Origin of the sequence: Streptomyces sp. NPDC092369, from assembly GCF_044755245.1 — a bacterium.
Classification (GTDB): domain Bacteria; phylum Actinomycetota; class Actinomycetes; order Streptomycetales; family Streptomycetaceae; genus Streptomyces.
Genome location: NZ_JBIVQP010000007.1, coordinates 524,410 through 542,435 on the forward strand (window position 1 = coordinate 524,410; position 18,026 = coordinate 542,435).

Annotated in this window: 16 protein-coding genes and 3 pseudogenes; 15 read left to right on the plus strand and 4 right to left on the minus strand. The window is 72.5% G+C overall.

What is annotated here, in order from left to right; all coding sequences use genetic code 11:
* Window positions 1-720 carry a dethiobiotin synthase gene (bioD, locus tag ACIQI8_RS37300; protein ID WP_402360946.1) on the plus strand — a complete coding sequence of 240 codons (720 nt, stop codon included), beginning with the start codon at window positions 1-3 and terminating at the stop codon, window positions 718-720.
* A gap of 58 nt (window positions 721-778) precedes the next feature.
* Here bioD and ACIQI8_RS37305 read toward each other — a convergent pair whose 3' ends face one another.
* Entirely contained in the window at window positions 779-3,778 is a 3,000-nt protein-coding gene (locus ACIQI8_RS37305) for a LuxR C-terminal-related transcriptional regulator (protein WP_402360949.1), read from the minus strand.
* Between the two features lie 200 nt (window positions 3,779-3,978).
* On the opposite strand from ACIQI8_RS37305, the gene ACIQI8_RS37310 reads away from it, so the two are divergent.
* Together ACIQI8_RS37310 and ACIQI8_RS37315 are read left to right on the plus strand one after the other, a co-directional pair.
* Window positions 3,979-4,665, plus strand: coding sequence for an esterase/lipase family protein (locus ACIQI8_RS37310; protein WP_402360952.1), 687 nt, complete (start codon window positions 3,979-3,981; stop codon window positions 4,663-4,665).
* Between the two features lie 70 nt (window positions 4,666-4,735).
* The gene (locus ACIQI8_RS37315) at window positions 4,736-5,449 is read left to right on the plus strand and encodes a class I SAM-dependent methyltransferase (protein WP_402360956.1); all 714 of its coding nucleotides are present in this window, start codon (window positions 4,736-4,738) and stop codon (window positions 5,447-5,449) included.
* Here the strand turns inward: ACIQI8_RS37315 and ACIQI8_RS37320 are convergent, their stop codons facing one another.
* Together ACIQI8_RS37320 and ACIQI8_RS37325 are read right to left on the minus strand one after the other, a co-directional pair.
* Window positions 5,450-5,824 (minus strand): fic family toxin-antitoxin system, toxin component, encoded by a 375-nt coding sequence (locus ACIQI8_RS37320; RefSeq protein ID WP_402360958.1) that lies wholly within the window; start codon window positions 5,822-5,824, stop codon window positions 5,450-5,452.
* Between the two features lie 4 nt (window positions 5,825-5,828).
* Window positions 5,829-6,068, minus strand: a complete 240-nt coding sequence (locus tag ACIQI8_RS37325; protein ID WP_124000597.1) for a toxin-antitoxin system HicB family antitoxin — start codon at window positions 6,066-6,068, stop codon at window positions 5,829-5,831.
* A 228-nt stretch (window positions 6,069-6,296) separates the two neighbouring features.
* Between ACIQI8_RS37325 and ACIQI8_RS37330 the strand changes: the two genes are divergently transcribed.
* The 10 genes and pseudogenes from ACIQI8_RS37330 to mug all read left to right on the plus strand — a co-directional run bounded on the left by ACIQI8_RS37330 (window position 6,297) and on the right by mug (window position 16,884).
* Window positions 6,297-7,178 (plus strand): ABC transporter ATP-binding protein, encoded by an 882-nt coding sequence (locus ACIQI8_RS37330; RefSeq protein WP_402360962.1) that lies wholly within the window; start codon window positions 6,297-6,299, stop codon window positions 7,176-7,178.
* A 4-nt stretch (window positions 7,179-7,182) separates the two neighbouring features.
* Window positions 7,183-9,432, plus strand: a complete 2,250-nt coding sequence (locus ACIQI8_RS37335) for an ABC transporter permease (protein WP_402360965.1) — start codon at window positions 7,183-7,185, stop codon at window positions 9,430-9,432.
* A gap of 60 nt (window positions 9,433-9,492) precedes the next feature.
* Window positions 9,493-10,249, plus strand: a pseudogene (locus tag ACIQI8_RS37340) (LLM class F420-dependent oxidoreductase).
* 118 nt (window positions 10,250-10,367) lie between these two features.
* Window positions 10,368-10,793, plus strand: a complete 426-nt coding sequence (locus ACIQI8_RS37345) for a GNAT family N-acetyltransferase (RefSeq protein ID WP_402360968.1) — start codon at window positions 10,368-10,370, stop codon at window positions 10,791-10,793.
* A 220-nt stretch (window positions 10,794-11,013) separates the two neighbouring features.
* Window positions 11,014-12,426, plus strand: coding sequence for a hemolysin family protein (locus ACIQI8_RS37350; protein WP_402360971.1), 1,413 nt, complete (start codon window positions 11,014-11,016; stop codon window positions 12,424-12,426).
* Entirely contained in the window at window positions 12,423-13,436 is a 1,014-nt protein-coding gene (locus ACIQI8_RS37355) for a hemolysin family protein (protein ID WP_402360973.1), read from the plus strand. The genes ACIQI8_RS37350 and ACIQI8_RS37355 overlap by 4 nt, the downstream gene beginning before the upstream one ends.
* A gap of 131 nt (window positions 13,437-13,567) precedes the next feature.
* On the plus strand, window positions 13,568-14,410 hold the full coding sequence (locus tag ACIQI8_RS37360; RefSeq protein ID WP_402360976.1) for an SGNH/GDSL hydrolase family protein: 843 nt from the start codon (window positions 13,568-13,570) through the stop codon (window positions 14,408-14,410).
* A gap of 5 nt (window positions 14,411-14,415) precedes the next feature.
* Window positions 14,416-14,772, plus strand: coding sequence for a DUF4326 domain-containing protein (locus tag ACIQI8_RS37365; protein ID WP_402360979.1), 357 nt, complete (start codon window positions 14,416-14,418; stop codon window positions 14,770-14,772).
* A 127-nt stretch (window positions 14,773-14,899) separates the two neighbouring features.
* The gene (gene purB / locus ACIQI8_RS37370) at window positions 14,900-16,342 is read left to right on the plus strand and encodes an adenylosuccinate lyase (RefSeq protein ID WP_402360982.1); all 1,443 of its coding nucleotides are present in this window, start codon (window positions 14,900-14,902) and stop codon (window positions 16,340-16,342) included.
* Window positions 16,339-16,884: a G/U mismatch-specific DNA glycosylase gene (gene mug / locus ACIQI8_RS37375; protein WP_402361364.1), complete on the plus strand. Its 546-nt coding sequence runs from the start codon at window positions 16,339-16,341 to the stop codon at window positions 16,882-16,884. The genes purB and mug overlap by 4 nt, the downstream gene beginning before the upstream one ends.
* Before the next feature lie 28 nt (window positions 16,885-16,912).
* Here the strand turns inward: mug and ACIQI8_RS37380 are convergent.
* A pseudogene (locus tag ACIQI8_RS37380) lies at window positions 16,913-17,137 on the minus strand (ABC transporter permease); the annotation flags it as partial.
* Between the two features lie 3 nt (window positions 17,138-17,140).
* On the opposite strand from ACIQI8_RS37380, the pseudogene ACIQI8_RS37385 reads away from it, so the two are divergent.
* Together ACIQI8_RS37385 and ACIQI8_RS37390 are read left to right on the plus strand one after the other, a co-directional pair.
* A pseudogene (locus tag ACIQI8_RS37385) lies at window positions 17,141-17,338 on the plus strand (two-component sensor histidine kinase); the annotation flags it as partial.
* 14 nt (window positions 17,339-17,352) lie between these two features.
* On the plus strand, window positions 17,353-18,018 hold the full coding sequence (locus ACIQI8_RS37390; RefSeq protein WP_402360985.1) for a response regulator: 666 nt from the start codon (window positions 17,353-17,355) through the stop codon (window positions 18,016-18,018).
* Window positions 18,019-18,026: the final 8 nt, after the last annotated feature.

Below are 18,026 nucleotides of genomic sequence, written 5' to 3' on the forward strand. Positions count from 1 at the left end.
ATGTCGTCGGTACTGGTGATCACGGGGACCGGCACGGAGGTCGGCAAGACGGTCACGACGGCCGCTGTCGCCGCCGCCGCGCTCGCCGTCGGCCGCTCGGTGGCCGTGCTGAAGGCCGCGCAGACGGGCGTACGGCCGGACGAGCCAGGGGACGCGGCGGAGGTCGCGCGGCTCGCGGGCGCCGTGACGACCGCCGAACTCGCCCGCTATCCCGACCCGTTGGCCCCGGCGACGGCCGCACGGCGGGCCGGGCGGGCACCGGTGCGTCCGCAGGAGGTGGCCGAGGCCGCCGCCAAGCTGGCCACCGAGCACGATCTGGTGCTGGTGGAGGGGGCGGGCGGGCTGCTCGTCCGGTTCGACGCGGAGGGCGGCACGCTGGCGGACGCGGCGACGCTGCTCGGGGCGCCGGTCCTGGTCGTGGCGTCGGCGGGCCTGGGCACGCTGAACACGACGGAACTGACGGCTCGTGAACTCCGTTCCCGTGGGCTTGAGTTGGCGGGAGTGGTGATCGGGAGTTGGCCGAACTCACCGGACCTGGCGTCGCGTTGCAATGTTGCGGACCTGCCGGAGGTGTCGGGAGCGTCGCTGCTGGGCGCGGTGCCCGCCGGGGCGGGTGCTCTGCCGCCGGCCGACTTCCGTACTGCGGCGCCGAGTTGGCTGGCGGCGCGGCTGTCGGGGACGTGGGACGCGGAGGCGTTCGGGGAGCGGGAGGCGCCGTAGGGGCGCCCTATTGTGTCCTCGCGGCTTGTCCCAACAAAAGCCTCGCCCGGGGCGCTACCTAGGCAGTGCCCCTGGTGTCACCACCCCCACCCAACAACCGCACCAGATCGATCCGCGACCGGATCCCCAACCGCGTGAAGACGCCCCGCAGATGGTGGTCGATCGTGCGCGGGCTGAGGGCGAGGCGCCCGGCGATCTCGCGGTTGGTGGCGCCATCGGCGGCCATGCGGGCGATGAGGAGTTGCTGGGCCGTGAGGCGGGCGGTCGGGTCAACTGCAGCTGGATGCGAGGGAGTTGCGGGGGCGCCGAGGGCGCGGAGTTCGGCGCGGGCCTGGGCCGCGCAGTGCGGGGCGCCGAAGGAGTCGAAGGCCTCCAGGGCGCTGTGCAGGCGGTCGCGGGCTTCGGTACGGCGCCGCAGTCGTCGTAGCGCGCCGCCGAACAGCAGCTCCGTGCGGGCGCGTTCGAAGTCGCGGGTGCCGTGCGCGTGGAGGTCGAGGGCGGCGCGGTAGTGCTCGACGGCCTCGGCACCGGGCGCGAGCAGGGCGCGGCAACGGGCGCTCAGGGCAAGGTCGTCCGGGCTGCGGACGGCGCTCGCCCAGCGGTCGTAGTCGGCGTGGGCGGCCCGCGCGACCCGGGTGTCGCCGGTGCGGACGGCGGCCTCGACGTAGTGCGGGGTGGCCAAGTGCCGGATGGCGCGGTGCCCGTGGCCCGGTCCGAACCCGGCGAGCGCGCGCAGCCGGGCCGCGGCGCCGGCGAAGCGCCCGGCCGCGAGATCGAGGTGGGCGAGCGCCCACTGGGCCAGCGCGGCGGGCAGACCGAGGCCGTGGGTGAGGGCGTACGAGCGTGCGGCGGCGGCCCGTTCGCGGCAGGTGTCCTCGTCGCCGGTGAGGGCCGCGAACATGGCGAGGGCGGCCTGCAGATGACAGGCGCCGTTGTCCTGCCCGGTGGCGTAGGCCTGCCGCAGGGCGTCCAGGGCGGTGGCCGCGCCGGCGTGCGGGCGTCCCGTCCAGAAGTCGGCGTAGGCACGGAACTCCAGCGCCTGGACCACGGTGGCGGTCGCGCCCCGCGCCCGCGCCGAGGAGACGGCCCGTACGGTCGCGGTGGCGGCGAGGGTGTGGTCCCCGAGCATCAGCGCGGCGATACCGGCGTGCACGAGGAGCGTGGGGTCGGCGCCGGGGCCGTGCATGGGGGGTGTGGGGTCAATGCCGGGGCCGCCGTACACAGGGAGCGTGCGGTCGATGCCGGAGCCGCCGCGCACGAGCAGCGCGGGATCGTCGCCCGGCTCGCCGTGACCCGCCGCCACCCGCAACAAGTCCCGCGCGTCCTCGTACCGCCCCTCCACGGCAGCCACGAGGCCGCCCAGCGCCCCCGGCGGTCCGACACCCAGACGCCCCGCGACCCTGAGGGCCTCGCGACTGCGCCGCAGATCACCGGTGTAGACGGCGGCTTCGGTGGCCCGGGCCAGAAGGTGTACGGCGGAGTCGGAGTGGCGGGGCGTCCCGACCCGCCGATCGGCAGCGGCGGACTGGCCCGGCAGCGGTGCGGCGACGCGTCGGCCCGAGGACAATCCGTCGGCCGGACCCGGCGCAGGGGTGGAGACAGCGGCTTCGTCGGCGTTTCCGGAGAGGTGGACGGCGGAACCGGGGCGGTCCGACATCCCGATCCCCCGACCGGCGCCACCGGATCGGCGGCCCGGCCGCGCTGCGTCGGCGCGCCCGCCCGGCGACACCCCGCCAACCGGACCCCGCGAACCGACGGAGACCTCGGCATCGGCGGCCCCTCCGGAGACATGAGCGGCGGAGCCGGGACCATCGGACATCCCAACTCCCCGACCAGCGAGACCGGATCGACCCGACGACCCCGCGTCGACGCGCCCGCCCGGCGACACGTCGTCAGACCAACCCCGCGAACTGACGGAGACCTCGGCATCGGCGGCCCCTGCGGAGGCATGAGCGGCGGAGCCGGGACCACCGGACATCCCAACTCCCCGGCCAGCGCCGCCGGATCGACCCGACAACCCCGCGTCGACGCGCCCGCCCGGCGACACGTCGTCAGACGAACCCGGTGCGCGGGTCTCCGGTCGCCCCTCGGCCGCGCTCGGGACCGATGCCGGGGGACCTCCGTCGAGCGGAGCCGGCGGTCTCTCGCTGATGCCGCCCACGCCGAAGCCCGCTGCGGTTGTGCCTCCTTCGGGCGGTGCCGCCCCTCCCCCGCCGTCGGTGCCCGTTGAGCCGTTCCCCTCCGCGTGTCCCTCGCCCCCGCCGCCCCGCTGAACCGCCGCCGCCACCAGCGCGTCGAACGCCTCCGTCGCGTTTCCCGCGCGGAGCGCGAACAGGCCGGCCAAGGCGTCGTCGTGTGCTGCCGTGGCGGCCAGCCGGCGGGCGCGGTCGCCGTCGCCCGCGTGCCAGGCGTCCGTGGCGGCGCGGGCGAGGAGGCGGGCGGTCTCGGTGCGGTCGGGGCTGAGGGTGGCGGCGCGTTCGACCAGGGCGCGGGCCAGGGTGAGTTGGCCGGCGGTGCGGGCCTGGTCGGCGGCGGCGCGCAGTTCGGAGGTGAGGCGGCCGCTGGGGCCCAGAGCGCCCGCGCCGCGGTGCCAGGAGCGGCGGGGTGTCTCGCCGTCGGCGCGCAGGACGCGGGCCAGCAGGCGGTGGACCTCGCGTCGGTCCGCCGGCGAGCCGGTCTCGTAGGCGGCGATCCTCGTCCAGGCGTCGCGGAAGACGACACCGCCTGCTCCGGCGTGCGCGATGCCAGCGGTCTCGGCCCGTTCCAGGGGGCGGGTGTCCAGGCGGGCAGCGGCCGTCGCGCGGAGGAAGGCGTGGGTGGCCACGGGGTACTGGTCGGCCGCGGCCAGCAGGAGCAGGAGGCGGGTGTCGTCCGGGAGCGCGCGGATCTCGGCACGGTGGGCGTGGAGGAGGGCCGGGGCCAGCTCCGCGGGGTCCGTGGGGAGCGGGTCGTGGCCCGAGGTCTGCCGCTCCGTCAGGCGCGGTACCGCCTCGGCGGCGGCGCGCGGATCGCCGTAGACGGCGTGCAGCATCCGTACCCGGACGCCTTCGGGAAGCATCGGAGCCAGTTGCCGCCACGCCTCCGTGGGGGGAGGCGGTGGCGAAGTGCGGTCGAGCGGCGGGGGGTTCACCGGATACACCACACAACTGACGTTACTGGCGAGTTAATTGACCCGTAAAGACCGGCGATTCCACCGATGCGGCGCGCGTAGACCCGCGCTGACACTCCTGACGAACCCCATCCGTTTCAGGAGGCATCATGCAGCGCCACAAGCGTCGTATCGCCACCGCCCTTTCGGGAGTGGTCGCCACGCTCCTGCTGTCCCTCTCCCTCACCGCCGCACCCGCTCAGGCGGCCACCCACAACCCGGTCGTGTTCGTGCACGGTCTGAGCGGTTCGGCCAGCGGCTGGGACGACTGGGTCGCCGACTTCAAGGCCGACGGCTACTCCTCCTCCGAGTTGGACGCCTGGTCGTACGACTGGGGGCAGTCCAACGCCACCAGCGCACAGCAACTGGCCACCGAGATCAGGAACGTGCTGGCGCGCACCGGCGCCTCCAAGGTGGACCTCGTCGCCCACTCGATGGGTGTGCTCAGCACCCGCTACTACCTCAAGAACCTGGGCGGTACGGCGTACGTCGACGACTTCGTGTCGGTCGCCGGCACGAACCACGGGACGTCCGTCGCCTCGCTGTGCGCCTGGCTGTACACCTCCTGCAAGGAGATGCAGACCGGCAGCGCGTACGTGACCGCGCTGAACTCCGGTGACGAGACGCCCGGCAGCGTCTCGTACGCGAGCTACTGGTCCGACTGCGACTCGGCGGTCGTCCCGAACAGCTCGGCCCTGTTGAGCGGTGCGACCAACGTCGACGTCGGGTGCATCTCGCACACCGACACGAACAACGACCACGGCGTGTACACCCAGGTCCGGGACTTCATCGCCTGACCCGGTGAAAGGGTGCGCGGGGCCGTTCCGGGGGACAATCACGGTAAGGCGTCCGGTGAGGGAGGTCCTCATGCCGCAGGGATCCGCCGCTTCCGCGAAGGTCACGCGGGGCCCCGTGCACCATCCGCTGTTCGCCCGCTACTACGCCAAGGTCAGTGTCGGCGCCGAGACCCGGATGGGCATGGGCGGGGTACGCGACCGGCTGCTCGCCGGGCTCTCCGGCCGGGTCATCGAGATCGGCGCGGGCAACGGGCTCAACTTCGCGCACTATCCGCGTACGGTCGCGGAGGTCGTCGCGCTCGAACCGGAGTCCCTGCTGCGGCAGTTGGCGGTCGAGGCCGCCCTGCGCGCGGAGGTGCCGGTCGATGTCGTGCCGGGCGCGGCGGAGGCGCTGCCGGTCAAGTCCGAGGGCTTCGACGTGGCGGTGCTGTGTCTGGTGCTGTGCAGCGTGCGGGATGTGCGGCGCGCACTCGGCGAGGTGCGGCGGGTGCTGCGGCCGGGCGGGGTCGTGCGGTTCTTCGAGCACGGGCGGGGCGGCGGCAGCGCGATGACCTTCACTCAGCGCGCCCTGGACCGCACCCTGTGGCCGCCCCTGAACGGCGGCTGCCATCTGGCCCGCGAGCCGATCGCCGCCTTCCGGGACGCCGGGTTCGAACTCGGCCCCTACCGAAGGCTGTTGATGCCGGAGAAGGGGCCGCGGCTGCCCACTTCGTACTGCGTGCTGGGCACGGCCTGGCGGCCGTCCGAAGTGCCGGAGGTCAAGCAGCCGGCCACCGGGTCGTGATCACAGCGTCCACTGGCGCAGCTCCTCCGCGATCTCGTGCACCGTGGCCTCACCGTTCTTGACCATCCGGGCCAGATCGCGGACCTGTTCGGGCGAGGTGGCGACCTTGAGGCCGCTGGCGACGAGGTAGGCGTATGCCACGGCGGAGGCGAAGAGGGCGTTGGAGCGCTCCAACGCCGGTACGTGGATGAGGAGTTGGAGCAGTGCGGCGGCACGCGCGGGCGGGGTGTCGTAGACGGGTACGTCGAAGATCTCGGCCTCGTGGCGCGCGACGGCGGCGACGAGGGCACCCCAGTCGGTGACCTGGGGGTCCCCCGGTGTCTTCTGTTCGGCGAGCATGAGGAGCCAGGCAAGATCGATTCTGAGACTGCTCAACGGATCAGCGGCGACCTTCGCGCGGCGTTTCCTTCTCCGTGCCGAACTCCTCGGCGAAGACGGACTCGTACTGCTTCATGAAGTCGGCGGCGGCGTCCACGAAGGTGTGGCCGACCTCTCCGGTGTCCTGCCTGACCAGCTCTTCGATGTAACGGTTGACGCTCATGCCGCGGGCCAGGGCGCGTTCACGGGCGGCGCGGGCGGTGCCCTCGTCCACTCTCACGTTCAGCTGGGTCTTCGCCATACCCACAAGCTAGCGCCGAACAGCTAGCACCGGCAAGGGGTACTCCCTTGCCAAATCCGGGACGAAAGGGTCCACCTCAGGGTGGAGGGTGCCCCTTACATCCGTATCGGGGGCCCGACCTGCGGTGGAGACCACCCAGGACTTGCGAGGGATTCCACGTGTGCCGCGCATCACACTACGCTCGGGCGGGACCAGCGAGTCGCCATGCCCAGGAGCGAGGAGACGGCTTTGTCCACACCTGCTGCGCAGTACGTCCCCGGCCATGCGTCGGCGGACGGGATCGCGGCTCGCGCCCGCGGTCTGACCAAGGCGTACGGCACCGGTGAGACGACCGTGCGCGCCCTCGACTCGGTGGACGTGGACATCGCGCGCGGCCGGTTCACCGCCGTCATGGGACCCTCGGGGTCCGGGAAGTCCACGCTGATGCACTGTCTGGCCGGCCTCGACAACGTGTCGGCCGGTCAGGTGTGGCTCGGCGACACGGAGATCACGGGGCTGCGGGAGCGGGAGCTGACCCGGCTGCGCCGCGACCGGATCGGCTTCATGTTCCAGTCGTTCAACCTGATCCCGACCCTCAACGCGCTCGAGAACATCACCCTGCCCATGGACATCGCGGGCAAGAAGCCCGACGAGAAGTGGCTGGACCAGGTCATCGACACCCTGGGGCTGCGGGACCGGCTCAAGCACCGGCCCTCCCAGCTCTCCGGCGGCCAGCAGCAACGCGTGGCCTGCGCGCGGGCGCTGGCCTCCCGCCCCGAGCTGATCTTCGCCGACGAGCCGACCGGCAACCTCGACTCGCGGGCCGGTCTGGAGGTGCTCGGCTTCCTGCGCGAGGCCGTCGACCAGTTGTCCCAGACCGTGGTCATGGTCACCCACGATCCGGGCGCCGCCGCCCACTCCGACCTGGTGCTCTTCCTCGCAGACGGACGGATCGTGGACGAGATGGAGCGGCCGACGGCGGAGGCGGTGCTGGAGCGAATGAAGCGGTTCGACTCGCTGCGCGGCTCGTCCGACGGGGACGGAGACGTGTTCGGGACGGGGACCAGGCCGGGGGCCGGGCCCGGTGAGGGCCGCGCGGCCACCTCCGACGTACACCTCGACAAGGACTGAACCGGTGCTCAAGGCGACGCTCCGCAGCTTCCTCGCGCACAAGGGGCGGCTGCTGCTCTCCGCGCTGGCGATCGTGCTGTCCGTGGCGTTCGTCGCGGGCAGCCTGATCTTCTCGGACACGGTCACCCGCACCTTCGACCGGCTGTTCGCCTCCACCTCCGCCGACGTGACGGTGGAGGCCAAGGACGACCTCAAGTCGCAGGTGCCGACGGGGGAAGCGCGGACCGTGCCGGCCGCGCTCGCTGACCGGGTGGCGAAGGTGGACGGTGTCGCGTCGGCGCACGCGGACGTGAGCGTCGAGAACATCACGGTCGTCGACAGCAGGAACAAGTCCGTCGGCCCGACCACCGGCGCCCCGACCATCGCCTCCGACTGGTTCCTCACCGACCGCAGCGCCGTGAAGCTGACCTCGGGCCATGCCCCGGAGGGCGGCGGCGAGGCGCTCCTGGACGCCGACACCGCCGACAGGAAGCACGTGAAGATCGGCGACACCCTGACCGTGCTCGCCCAGCCGGGCACCTTCAAGGTCGAGATCGTCGGCATCGCCACCTTCACCACCACCAACCCGGGCGCGGCCCTGGTCTTCCTCGACCCCAAGATCGCGGCGACCCAACTGCTGGGCTCCGCCGACAAGGCCACCGGCATCTCCGTCGACGCGGCGAACGGCGTCAGCGACACCGTGCTCGAGCAGCGGGTCGCCGCCGTGGTGGGCACCGCCGACTACGAGGTCAGGACGGCCGACGAACAGGCCAAGTCGGCCGCCGCGGACCTCGGCGGATTCCTCGACATCATCAAGTACGTGATGCTCGGCTTCGCCGGGATCGCCGTCCTGGTCGGCGTCTTCCTGATCGTCAACACCTTCTCCATGCTGATCGCCCAACGCACCCGCGAACTCGGCCTGTTGCGCGCCCTGGGCGCCGACCGCCGGCAGGTGCGCCGGTCCGTGCTCACCGAGGCGATCCTGCTCGGTGTGGTCGGCTCGACCCTGGGCCTGGGGGCCGGCATCGGGCTCGCGGCCGGACTGATCAAGCTGATGAGCGCGTTCGGCATGAACCTCAAGACCACCGAGATGGTGGTGGGTTGGGGCACACCCGTCGCGGCCTACGTCGTCGGCATCGGCGTCACCTTCGTCGCGGCCTACCTCCCCGCGCGGCGCGCCGCCGGTGTCTCGCCGATGGCCGCGCTCGCGGACGCGGAGATCGCCGAGATCGGACGGCCGCTGCGGACCCGGGCGATCGTCGGGTCCGTCCTGGGCGTCCTGGGCGCGGCCGCGCTGGCGGGCTGCGCGACCGCCACGAAGACCGCCTCGTCGGCCTCCTTCCTGGGTCTGGGCATCGTCCTGACGCTGCTGGCGACCGTGGTCGCGGGACCGCTCCTGGTGCGCCCGGTGATCCGGGTCCTGGGCGCGGCCTTCCCCGCGATCTTCGGCTCGATCGGCCGGATGAGCCAGCGCAACGCCCTGCGCAATCCACGCCGTACGGGCGACACGGCGGCGGCACTGGCGCCCGGCGCCCTCGGCATGGACGTCGACTTCGCGAAGGACCACAAGGTCAAGGTCGGCGACACGATCCCGGTGGAGTTCCCCGGCGGCCAACGGACCCAGCTGAAGGTCGGCGCGCTCACCGACCAGGACGGCAGCGACGGATTCGGCATGCAGGGCGGCCTGTTCCTCGCGATCGCGGCCGTGGAGAAGTACGTGCCCGGCGGACAGGACTCCGCGCTCTACGTCAACGCGTCCTCCGGCACCTCCCCCGACCAGCTGCGCAAGCGGCTGGACACGACGCTCGACCCGTATCCGCAGGTCCAGGTCCGCGACCTGGCCGACTACAAGAAGCTGGTGCACGACCAGATCGCGGTCCTGCTCTACCTCGTGTACGCGCTGCTCGGACTCGCGATCGTCATCGCGGTGCTCGGAGTCGTCAACACCCTTGCCCTGTCGGTCGTGGAGCGCACCCGCGAGATCGGCCTGCTGCGGGCCATCGGGCTGGCCCGGCGCCAACTGCGCCGGATGATCCGGCTGGAGTCGGTGGTGATCGCCGTCTTCGGCGCGGTCCTCGGCCTCGCGCTGGGCCTGGTGTGGGGCGTGTGCACCCAGCAGGTGCTGGCACTGCAGGGCATGAACGCACTGGCCGTCCCGTGGACCACGATCGTCGAAGTGGTCGTGGGCTCGGCGGTGGTGGGCGTGGTGGCGGCCCTGCTGCCCGCGCTGCGCGCGTCACGGATGAACGTCCTGGCGGCGATCGCGCACGAATGACGGAACGGCAGTGAGGGAATCGCGGTGAGTGCTCAAGTCCCCTGCCGGTGAGGAGAGTTCATGCCGCGGCCGTCCCGCCCGTTCCGTTTCGGCGCCAGTCTGCTGCTGCCCGGACCGGCCGCCGAGTGGCGCGCCAGATGCGGGCGCGCCGAGGAGCTCGGATACGACGTCATCCTGGTCCCCGACCACCTCGGCATGGTCGCCCCGTTCCCGGCCCTCGTCGCCGCGGCCGGCGCGACCGAGCGGCCGAGGCTCGGCTCACGAGGCGGCCGGGCTGCCGTACGGCTCGCCGGGCGAGCGGGTGGCCCATCTGCGGCGCACGGTGGAGGAGTTGAACTGCGCGTTCGACGCCGACGAGGGCACCCGGGTCCCGCTGATGATCGGCGGCAACGGCGAGCGGATGCTCCAACTCGCCGCCGAGCACGCGGACATCGTCGCCTTCACGGGGGCGCGACCGGTGCCGGGCAGCACGACGGGGAAACTGGCGCCGGTCACGGCGGCGGAACTCGCCGAACGGGTGGCGCGCTACCGGGAGTTGGCGGAAACGCGCGCGGAGAGAGCCGAACTGAACCTCCTGGTCCAGATGGTGATCGTCACCGAGGACCGCGCGGCGGCCATCCGGCCGCTCCTCGAACGGGTCCCGGGGCTGACTGCGGAGCAGGCGCTGGGCCTGCCGATCCTCCTGGTGGGCACCCTCGACGAGATCACCGCGCAGGTGCTGACGCAGCGGGAGCGGTTCGGGTTCTGGTATCTGACGGTCCTGGAGCCGTACATGGGGGCGTTCGCGCCGGTGGTCGCGGCGTTGGCGGGGCGGTGAGAGGGGCGCTCGGCGCGCGGCGAACAGGGCGGCGAACGGCCGGACCGACGGCAGGTGAGGTCCGGTCCGCATGCTGGAATTCCGCGCTCAGAGGCGTCCCGGATGATGGGATCGCCGTATGAGCGATCTGCGGATACGGGCCGCCGGGCCCGAGGACCTCGACGCCGTTCTCGCCTTCTGGAAGGGCGCCGCCGAGGGGACGAGCATCAGTGACGACCGGGACGGCGTGGAGCGACTGGTGGCCCGCGATCCCGAGGCGCTGATCCTGGCCGAGCTGGACGGCGAACTGGTCGGCACGGTGATCGCAGGCTTCGACGGGTGGCGCTGCCATCTGTACCGGCTGGCGGTGCACCCGGAGCGGCGCCGTCAGGGTATCGGCTCGGCGCTGCTGAGGGCGGCCGAGGAGCGGTTCGTACGGCTCGGCGGGCGGCGCGGGGACGCCATGGTGCTGACCCGCAACGAGACCGGCCAGCATGCGTGGCGTGCGGCGGGGTACACACGCGAGGAGCACTGGCGGCGGTGGGTGAAGCCGCTGGCCGGCTGAGCCGCTTTTCGATCTGCCTCGGGACCGCCTCTCGATCCACTTTGCCCGTCCTTTACTATTGAGGCACCGTTCCGTCCTCCGTGCGAGCATGCGAGGACGACCCGTACTGTCATGAAAGGTGTGAGCGTCCGCCCATGGGCGAGCCTCCCAGTAGTACCCACCGTGCACGATGGCGCGCGGTCCGCCCCACCCTGTCCGATCATGGGACGGAGGTGACCCGATGACCGAAGTGCTCCTCCTGCTGGTGGCGATCCTGCTGTCGCTCGCCTGTGGCGCCTTCGTCGCCGCCGAGTTCTCGCTGACCACGGTCGAGCGGGGCGAGCTGGAACGGGCGGTGGAACGCGGCGAGCGCGGCGCGGCCGGCGCCCTCAAGGCCGTACGGAATCTCACCTTCCAGCTCTCCGGCGCGCAGCTCGGCATCACGGTCACCAACCTGGTGGTCGGCATGCTCTCGGAGCCCTCGATCGCCAAGCTGATCGCGGGTCCGCTGGAGTCGATCGGCATCCCGGACTCCGCGTCGAGCACCGTGGCGCTGGTGCTCGGCACCGCGCTGTCGACGGTCTTCCTGATGGTCGTGGGCGAGCTGGTGCCCAAGAACTGGGCGATCTCCTCGCCGCTGGCGGTGGCCAAGGGAGTGGGCAACGCGCAGCGCTGGTTCAGCGCCGCCTTCCGCCCCTTCATCTCGCATCTCAACACCATGGCGAACCGCGTGGTGCGTCTCTTCGGCGTCGAGCCCACCGAGGAGCTGGCCGCGGCCCGCGGGCCGCAGGAGCTGGCCGCGCTGGCCCGGCACTCCGCCAAGGAGGGCGCCCTGGAGCCGGACACCGCCGAGCTGTTCGTGCGCACCCTGAACCTCGCCGACCTCACCGCGGAGAACGTGATGACCCCGCGCGTGCAGGTGATCGCCCTCGACGTCCAGGCGACCTGCGAGGACGTGGCGAACGCGACCCGGGCGACGGGCTTGTCCCGGTTCCCCGTCTACCGCGGCAACCTCGACTCCGTGGTCGGCACCGCGCACATCAAGGACGTGCTGGCGACCCCGGCGGACCGCCGCCGGTACGTGCCGGTCGCCGAGATCATGCGCGAGCCGCTGCTCGTCCCCGAGTCCCTCACCGTCGACCGCCTGCTGGACCGGTTGTCCGGCAGACGGACCATGGCCGTCGTGATCGACGAGTACGGCGGCACCGCGGGCGTGGCCACGCTGGAGGACATCGTCGAGGAGGTCGTCGGCGAGGTGCGCGACGAGCACGACCCGCACGAGACGCCCGACCTGGCCCACGCCGGCACCGACGACGACGGCCGCGCCCTCTACTCCGCCGACGGCTCGGCCCGCGTCGACCAGCTCGCGCGTGTCGGTCTCAGGGCGCCCGAGGGACCGTACGAGACCCTCGCGGGCCTCGTCGCGACGGAACTCGGCCGCATCCCGGAGACGGGTGACTCCGTCGAGGTGACCGGCTGGCGGCTGGACATCGTGGACGCGTCCGGGCGCAGGGCCGCGCGCGTGCTGATGCATGCGCCGTTCGACGGCGTGACGGAGGCCGCCGGTGCCTCGGGCGCCGCAGGGTCCTCCGGGACTGCCGGATCCGCCAGGACCAAGGCCGAGGCCAAGGACGAGCAGGAGGACGCCCGATGATCGCCGTACAGCTATTGATCGGTTTCGCGACCCTCGTCGTCAACGCCTTCTTCGTCGGCGCCGAGTTCGCGCTGATCTCCGTACGACGCTCGCAGATCGAACCGCACGCCGAGGAGGGCGACCGGCGGGCCAAGAGCGTGCTGTGGGGGCTTGAGCACGTGTCGGCGCTGCTGGCCGCCGCCCAGCTCGGCATCACGCTGTGCACGCTGGTCCTGGGCGTGGTCGCGGAACCCGCGATCGCGCACCTGCTGGAACCGGTGTTCCACGCGCTGGGCGTGCCCACGAGCGCGGGCCACGCGGTGTCCTTCGTGATCGCGCTGGCCCTCGCGACGTATCTGCACATGCTGCTCGGCGAGATGGTGCCGAAGAACATCTCGCTCGCGGAGCCGGTGCGCAGCGCGCTGCTGCTCGGCCCGCCGCTGGTCGCCGTGGCCCGGGGGCTGCGCCCGGTGATCTTCACGATCAACGCCTTCGCGAACACCCTGCTGCGACTGCTGCACGTGGAGGCGAAGGACGAGGTCGCGGCCACCTTCTCGGACGCCGAACTGGCCCGGATCGTGCGGGACTCGGGCGAGGCGGGCCTGATCGACGACCGCGCGCAGGAGCGGTTGCGCGACGCGCTCGAACTGGGCCGCCGCCCGGTCCGCGACGTCGTCCTGCCGCTGGAAGGCGTCGTCTACGCGCGCGTGGGCGTCACTCCCGAGGAGTTGGAGCAGCTCTCGGCGCAGTCCGGCTTCTCCCGCTTCCCGGTCGTCGACGAGTCCCGCCGGATCGTCGGCTACCTGCACGTCAAGGACGCGCTGGACGCCTCGCCCCGCGATGTGCCGTTCCGCGTCCAGGACATGCGGCCCATCGCGCGCGTGCGGGCGAGCACGCCCATGGACGACGTGCTGACCGCGATGCGGGGCAGCCGTACGCACCTGGCGGCGGTCCGCGGCGACGACGGCCGGCTGGAAGGTCTGGTGACCATGGAGGACGTCCTGCAGGAGCTGTTCGGGCAGCGGGCGTGACGATCAGGGGGTAGCGGGCGGTGGCGCCCGGGCGGTGCGGGATCAGTCGGCGGCCAGATCCGCCGAGGCCCCGCACCGCCCGGAGGCCGACAGACCGGTGGGTATGCCGTCGGGTTACGATCGGCTTCGCCATGCAGACGAACTCCACACACAGCGACCCCGCGCACGCCGGCCCGACGTACACCAGCCTGGTGGCGCTGGGCGACTCGTTCACCGAGGGCATGTCGGACCTCCTGCCGGACGGCTCGTACCGCGGGTGGGCCGATCTCCTCGCCGGCCGGATGGCCGCCCGCACGCCCGGCTTCCGCTACGCCAACCTCGCGGTGCGCGGCAAACTGATCGGGCAGATCGTCCACGAGCAGGTCGACGTGGCCGTGGCCATGCGACCCGACGTGATCACGCTGGTGGGCGGGCTCAACGACACCCTGCGCCCCAAGGTCGACATGGGCCGGGTGCGGGATCTGCTGACCGAGGCCGTGGAGCGGCTGGCCCCGTCCTGCGAGCAACTGGTGCTCATGCGCAGCCCGGGCCGCCAGGGTCCCGTCCTGGAGCGGTTCCGGCCGCGCATGGAGGAGCTGTTCACCATCGTCGAGGGGCTCGCCGAACGGCACGGCGCCCTGCTCGTCGACCTGTACGGCGCCCCCTCGCTCGCCGACCCGCGCCTGTGGGACGTGGACCGGCTCCACCTGACGGCCGAGGGTCACCGCCGGGTCGCCGAGGCGGTCTGGCAGACGCTCGGCTACGACCCCGAGGACACCGAGTGGCGTACGCCGATGGCGGCCACCGTGCCGCCCGCGTGGGTCGCGCGGCGCATCGCGGACGCGCGGTTCGCCCGGCAGCACCTGCTGCCGTGGATCGGCCGCCGCCTGACCGGCCGCTCCTCCGGCGACGGCCTCGTCGCCAAGCGTCCCGACCTGCTGCCCTACAAGGACTCAAGAGACGCCAAGGACCCCTACCAGGACTCGGCGTCCTGACCGCCGTGGTCACCCGGGTGATCAACGTCAGGGGCCGGATCCACGACTTCGGCCCCCGCCTGGAGTTCGCCCCCGAGGACGTCGTCTACGTCGGCCGCCGCTGGACCATGGGCGGCTGGGACCTCCCCCGCCACCCTCTCCACAACCCCTTCGCCTACGACACCCCCGCCAAGAAGCGGGACGGGACGCGGGCGGAGGTCATGGCGATGTACCGGGCGTATCTGCTGGAGCGCCCCGAGCTGCTGGACCTGGTGGCGGAGCTGCGCGGCAGGACGCTGGCGTGCTGGTGCGCGCCCGAGCTGTGCCACGGGGATGTGTTGGCAGAGCTGGCTGAGACGGACGAGGTGACGGGCGTCCCGTAGCCGGACGTCCACCCGAGCCGGACGTCTGCCCGAGCCGGACGTCTTCGCACGTGACGGGCGTCTCGTAGCTTCCGACGAGCGGGGCCCTGGCGCTGGCCTGCACGAATCGCCAGTAGAATCCGTCTACGTGACTTCCGCTGCCGCCAAGCCCCGCATCCCGAACGTCCTCGCCGGACGCTACGCCTCCGCCGAGCTCGCCACGCTCTGGTCGCCCGAGCAGAAGGTGAAGCTGGAGCGGCAGCTCTGGCTCGCCGTGCTGCGGGCGCAGAAGGACCTCGGGATCGAGGTGCCGGACGGCGCGATCGCCGACTACGAGCGGGTCCTGGACACCGTCGACCTGGCCTCCATCGCGGAGCGCGAGAAGGTCACCCGGCACGACGTGAAGGCGCGGATCGAGGAGTTCAACGACCTCGCCGGGCACGAGCAGGTGCACAAGGGCATGACCTCGCGCGACCTCACCGAGAACGTGGAGCAGCTCCAGATCCGGCTCTCGCTGGAGCTCGTGCGGGACCGCACGGTGGCGGTGCTGGCACGCCTCGGCAAGCTGGCGGGCGAGTACGGCGAGCTGGTCATGGCCGGCCGCTCGCACAACGTGGCCGCGCAGGCGACGACTCTGGGCAAGCGGTTCGCGACGACGGCCGACGAGCTGCTGGTGGCGTACGCGCGCGTGGAGGAGCTGCTGGGCCGCTATCCGCTGCGCGGCATCAAGGGCCCGGTCGGCACCGCCCAGGACATGCTGGACCTGCTGGGCGGGGACGCGGCGAAGCTGGCCGAACTGGAGGACCGGATCGCCGGGCACCTGGGCTTCTCGCAGGCGTTCACCTCGGTCGGCCAGGTGTACCCGCGGTCGCTGGACTACGAGGTGGTGACCTCGCTCGTGCAGCTCGCGGCGGCGCCCTCGTCCCTCGCGAAGACGATCCGGCTGATGGCCGGGCACGAGCTGGTGACGGAGGGCTTCAAGCCCGGCCAGGTCGGCTCCTCCGCGATGCCGCACAAGATGAACACGCGGTCCTGCGAGCGCGTCAACGGCCTGATGGTGATCCTGCGCGGCTACGCCTCGATGACCGGCGAGCTGGCGGGCGACCAGTGGAACGAGGGCGACGTGTCCTGCTCGGTGGTGCGCCGGGTGGCCCTGCCCGACGCGTTCTTCGCGCTGGACGGCCTCCTGGAGACGTTCCTGACGGTCCTCGACGAGTTCGGCGCCTTCCCGGCCGTCGTCGCCCGCGAGCTGGACCGCTACCTGCCGTTCCTCGCCACCACCAAGGTGCTGATGGCGTCGGTGCGCGCGGGTGTCGGCCGCGAGGTCGCGCACGAGGCCATCAAGGAGAACGCGGTGGCCTCCGCGCTGGCCATGCGCGAGCAGGGCACCGAGCGCAACGAGCTGCTCGACAAGCTGGCCGCCGACGAGCGGATCCCGCTCGACCGGGCCCAGTTGGACGACCTGATGGCCGACAAGCTGTCCTTCACCGGTGCTGCGGCCGCCCAGGTCGCGACCGTCGTGGGCCGCATCGAGGAGCTCGTGAAGCAGCACCCCGAGGCGGCGGGTTACACGCCGGGGGCGATCCTCTGACCCGCTTCACCCGGCAGGAGCTGGAGGCCGCCCGCGACCGCCTCGTCCCCGACGTGGCCGCGGCCGGCCTCCGCGTCCTGTTCTGCGGCATCAACCCCGGCCTCATGACGGCCGCGACGGGCCACCACTTCGCCCGCCCCGGCAACCGCTTCTGGCCGGTCCTCCACCTGTCCGGCTTCACGCCCAGGCTCATGAAGCCCGCCGAACAAGGTGAGTTGCTCTCGTACGGGCTCGGCATCACGAACGTCGTGGCGCGGGCGTCGGCCCGGGCGGACGAGCTGAGCGCGGAGGAGTACCGCGAGGGCGGACGCCTGCTGGCGGAGCGGATCACCCTGCTGCGCCCCCGCTGGCTGGCCGTCCTGGGCGTCACCGCGTACCGCGCCGCCTTCGACGACCGCAAGGCCCAAGTGGGGCCGCAGGAGCGGACGTTCGGGGAGACGCGGGTGTGGGTGCTGCCGAATCCGAGCGGGCTGAACGCGCATTGGACGGCGGCGAGCATGGCGGAGGAGTTCGCGCGGTTGCGGGTGGCAGCGGACTCCTAGCCGTTTCCGGCGGGCCGAAGGCAGGGTGTCAGGCGTCCCGTCGTCGCACGCTCCACGCCCCCGCGCACAGAGCGGCGGCCGTCCACAGCGCCGTCACCGCGAGACCCGTCCAGGGGCCCAGCGCACCGTCCCAGCTCTCGTGGAACACCACCTGGCCCGCCTTGTCCGGCAGGACGTCCGCAGCCGAGCCGGACACGTCTCCGACGACGAAGGAGACGATCAGCAGGAACGGGATGAGGATGCCGAGCGTGGCGGCGTCCGGATCCGGATCGAGGTGGCGTACGACGCCCTGGACCTGGAGGTGCGCAACCCGCTGACGGCCGATATACCCGGGCCCGGCCGGGGCAGCGGTCTGCGGGGCATACGCGAGCGCGCGGCGCTGCTGGGCGGTGACGCGCGCACCGGGCCCGACCGGGGTGACTGGCAGGTCCAGGTCAGGCTGCCGTTGCGGTGATCTAGGCTGGCCGGATGCCGGTCACCGTGCTCCTCGTGGACGACGAACCGCTCGTACGCGCGGGGCTGCGGGCCGTGCTGGAGGCGCAGTCCGACATCGAGGTGGTCGGTGAGGCGGCCGACGGGGCGGCGGTGATCCCGCTGGTGCGGCAGCTGCGGCCCGACGTGGTCGCGATGGACGTACGGATGCCGCTGCTCGACGGGATCGAGGCCACGCGCGCGGTGCTGCGGACGGTCGCCGAGCCGCCGAAGATCCTCGTGGTGACGACGTTCGAGAACGACGAGTACGTGTACGAGGCGCTGCGGGCCGGTGCCGACGGGTTTCTCCTCAAGCGGGCGCGGCCGGCCGAGATCGTGCATGCCGTGCGGCTGGTCGCCGAGGGCGAGTCACTGCTGTTCCCGGCGTCGGTACGGCGGTTGGCCGCCGAGTACGGGGAGGCCGGCGGCGGCAACCGCGCGGCCCGGGACGTGCTGGAGCGGGCCCGGCTGACGGAGCGTGAGGCGGCGGTGCTGCGGCTGATGGCGCGGGGAATGACCAACGCGGAGATCGCCGCCCGCCTGGTCGTCGGGACGGAGACGGTGAAGTCGCATGTGAGCGCCGTACTGGCGAAGCTGGGGGCCCGGGACCGTACGCAGGCCGTGATCACGGCGTACGAATCGGGGTTCGTGGCGCCGGGGTGATCGGTGGG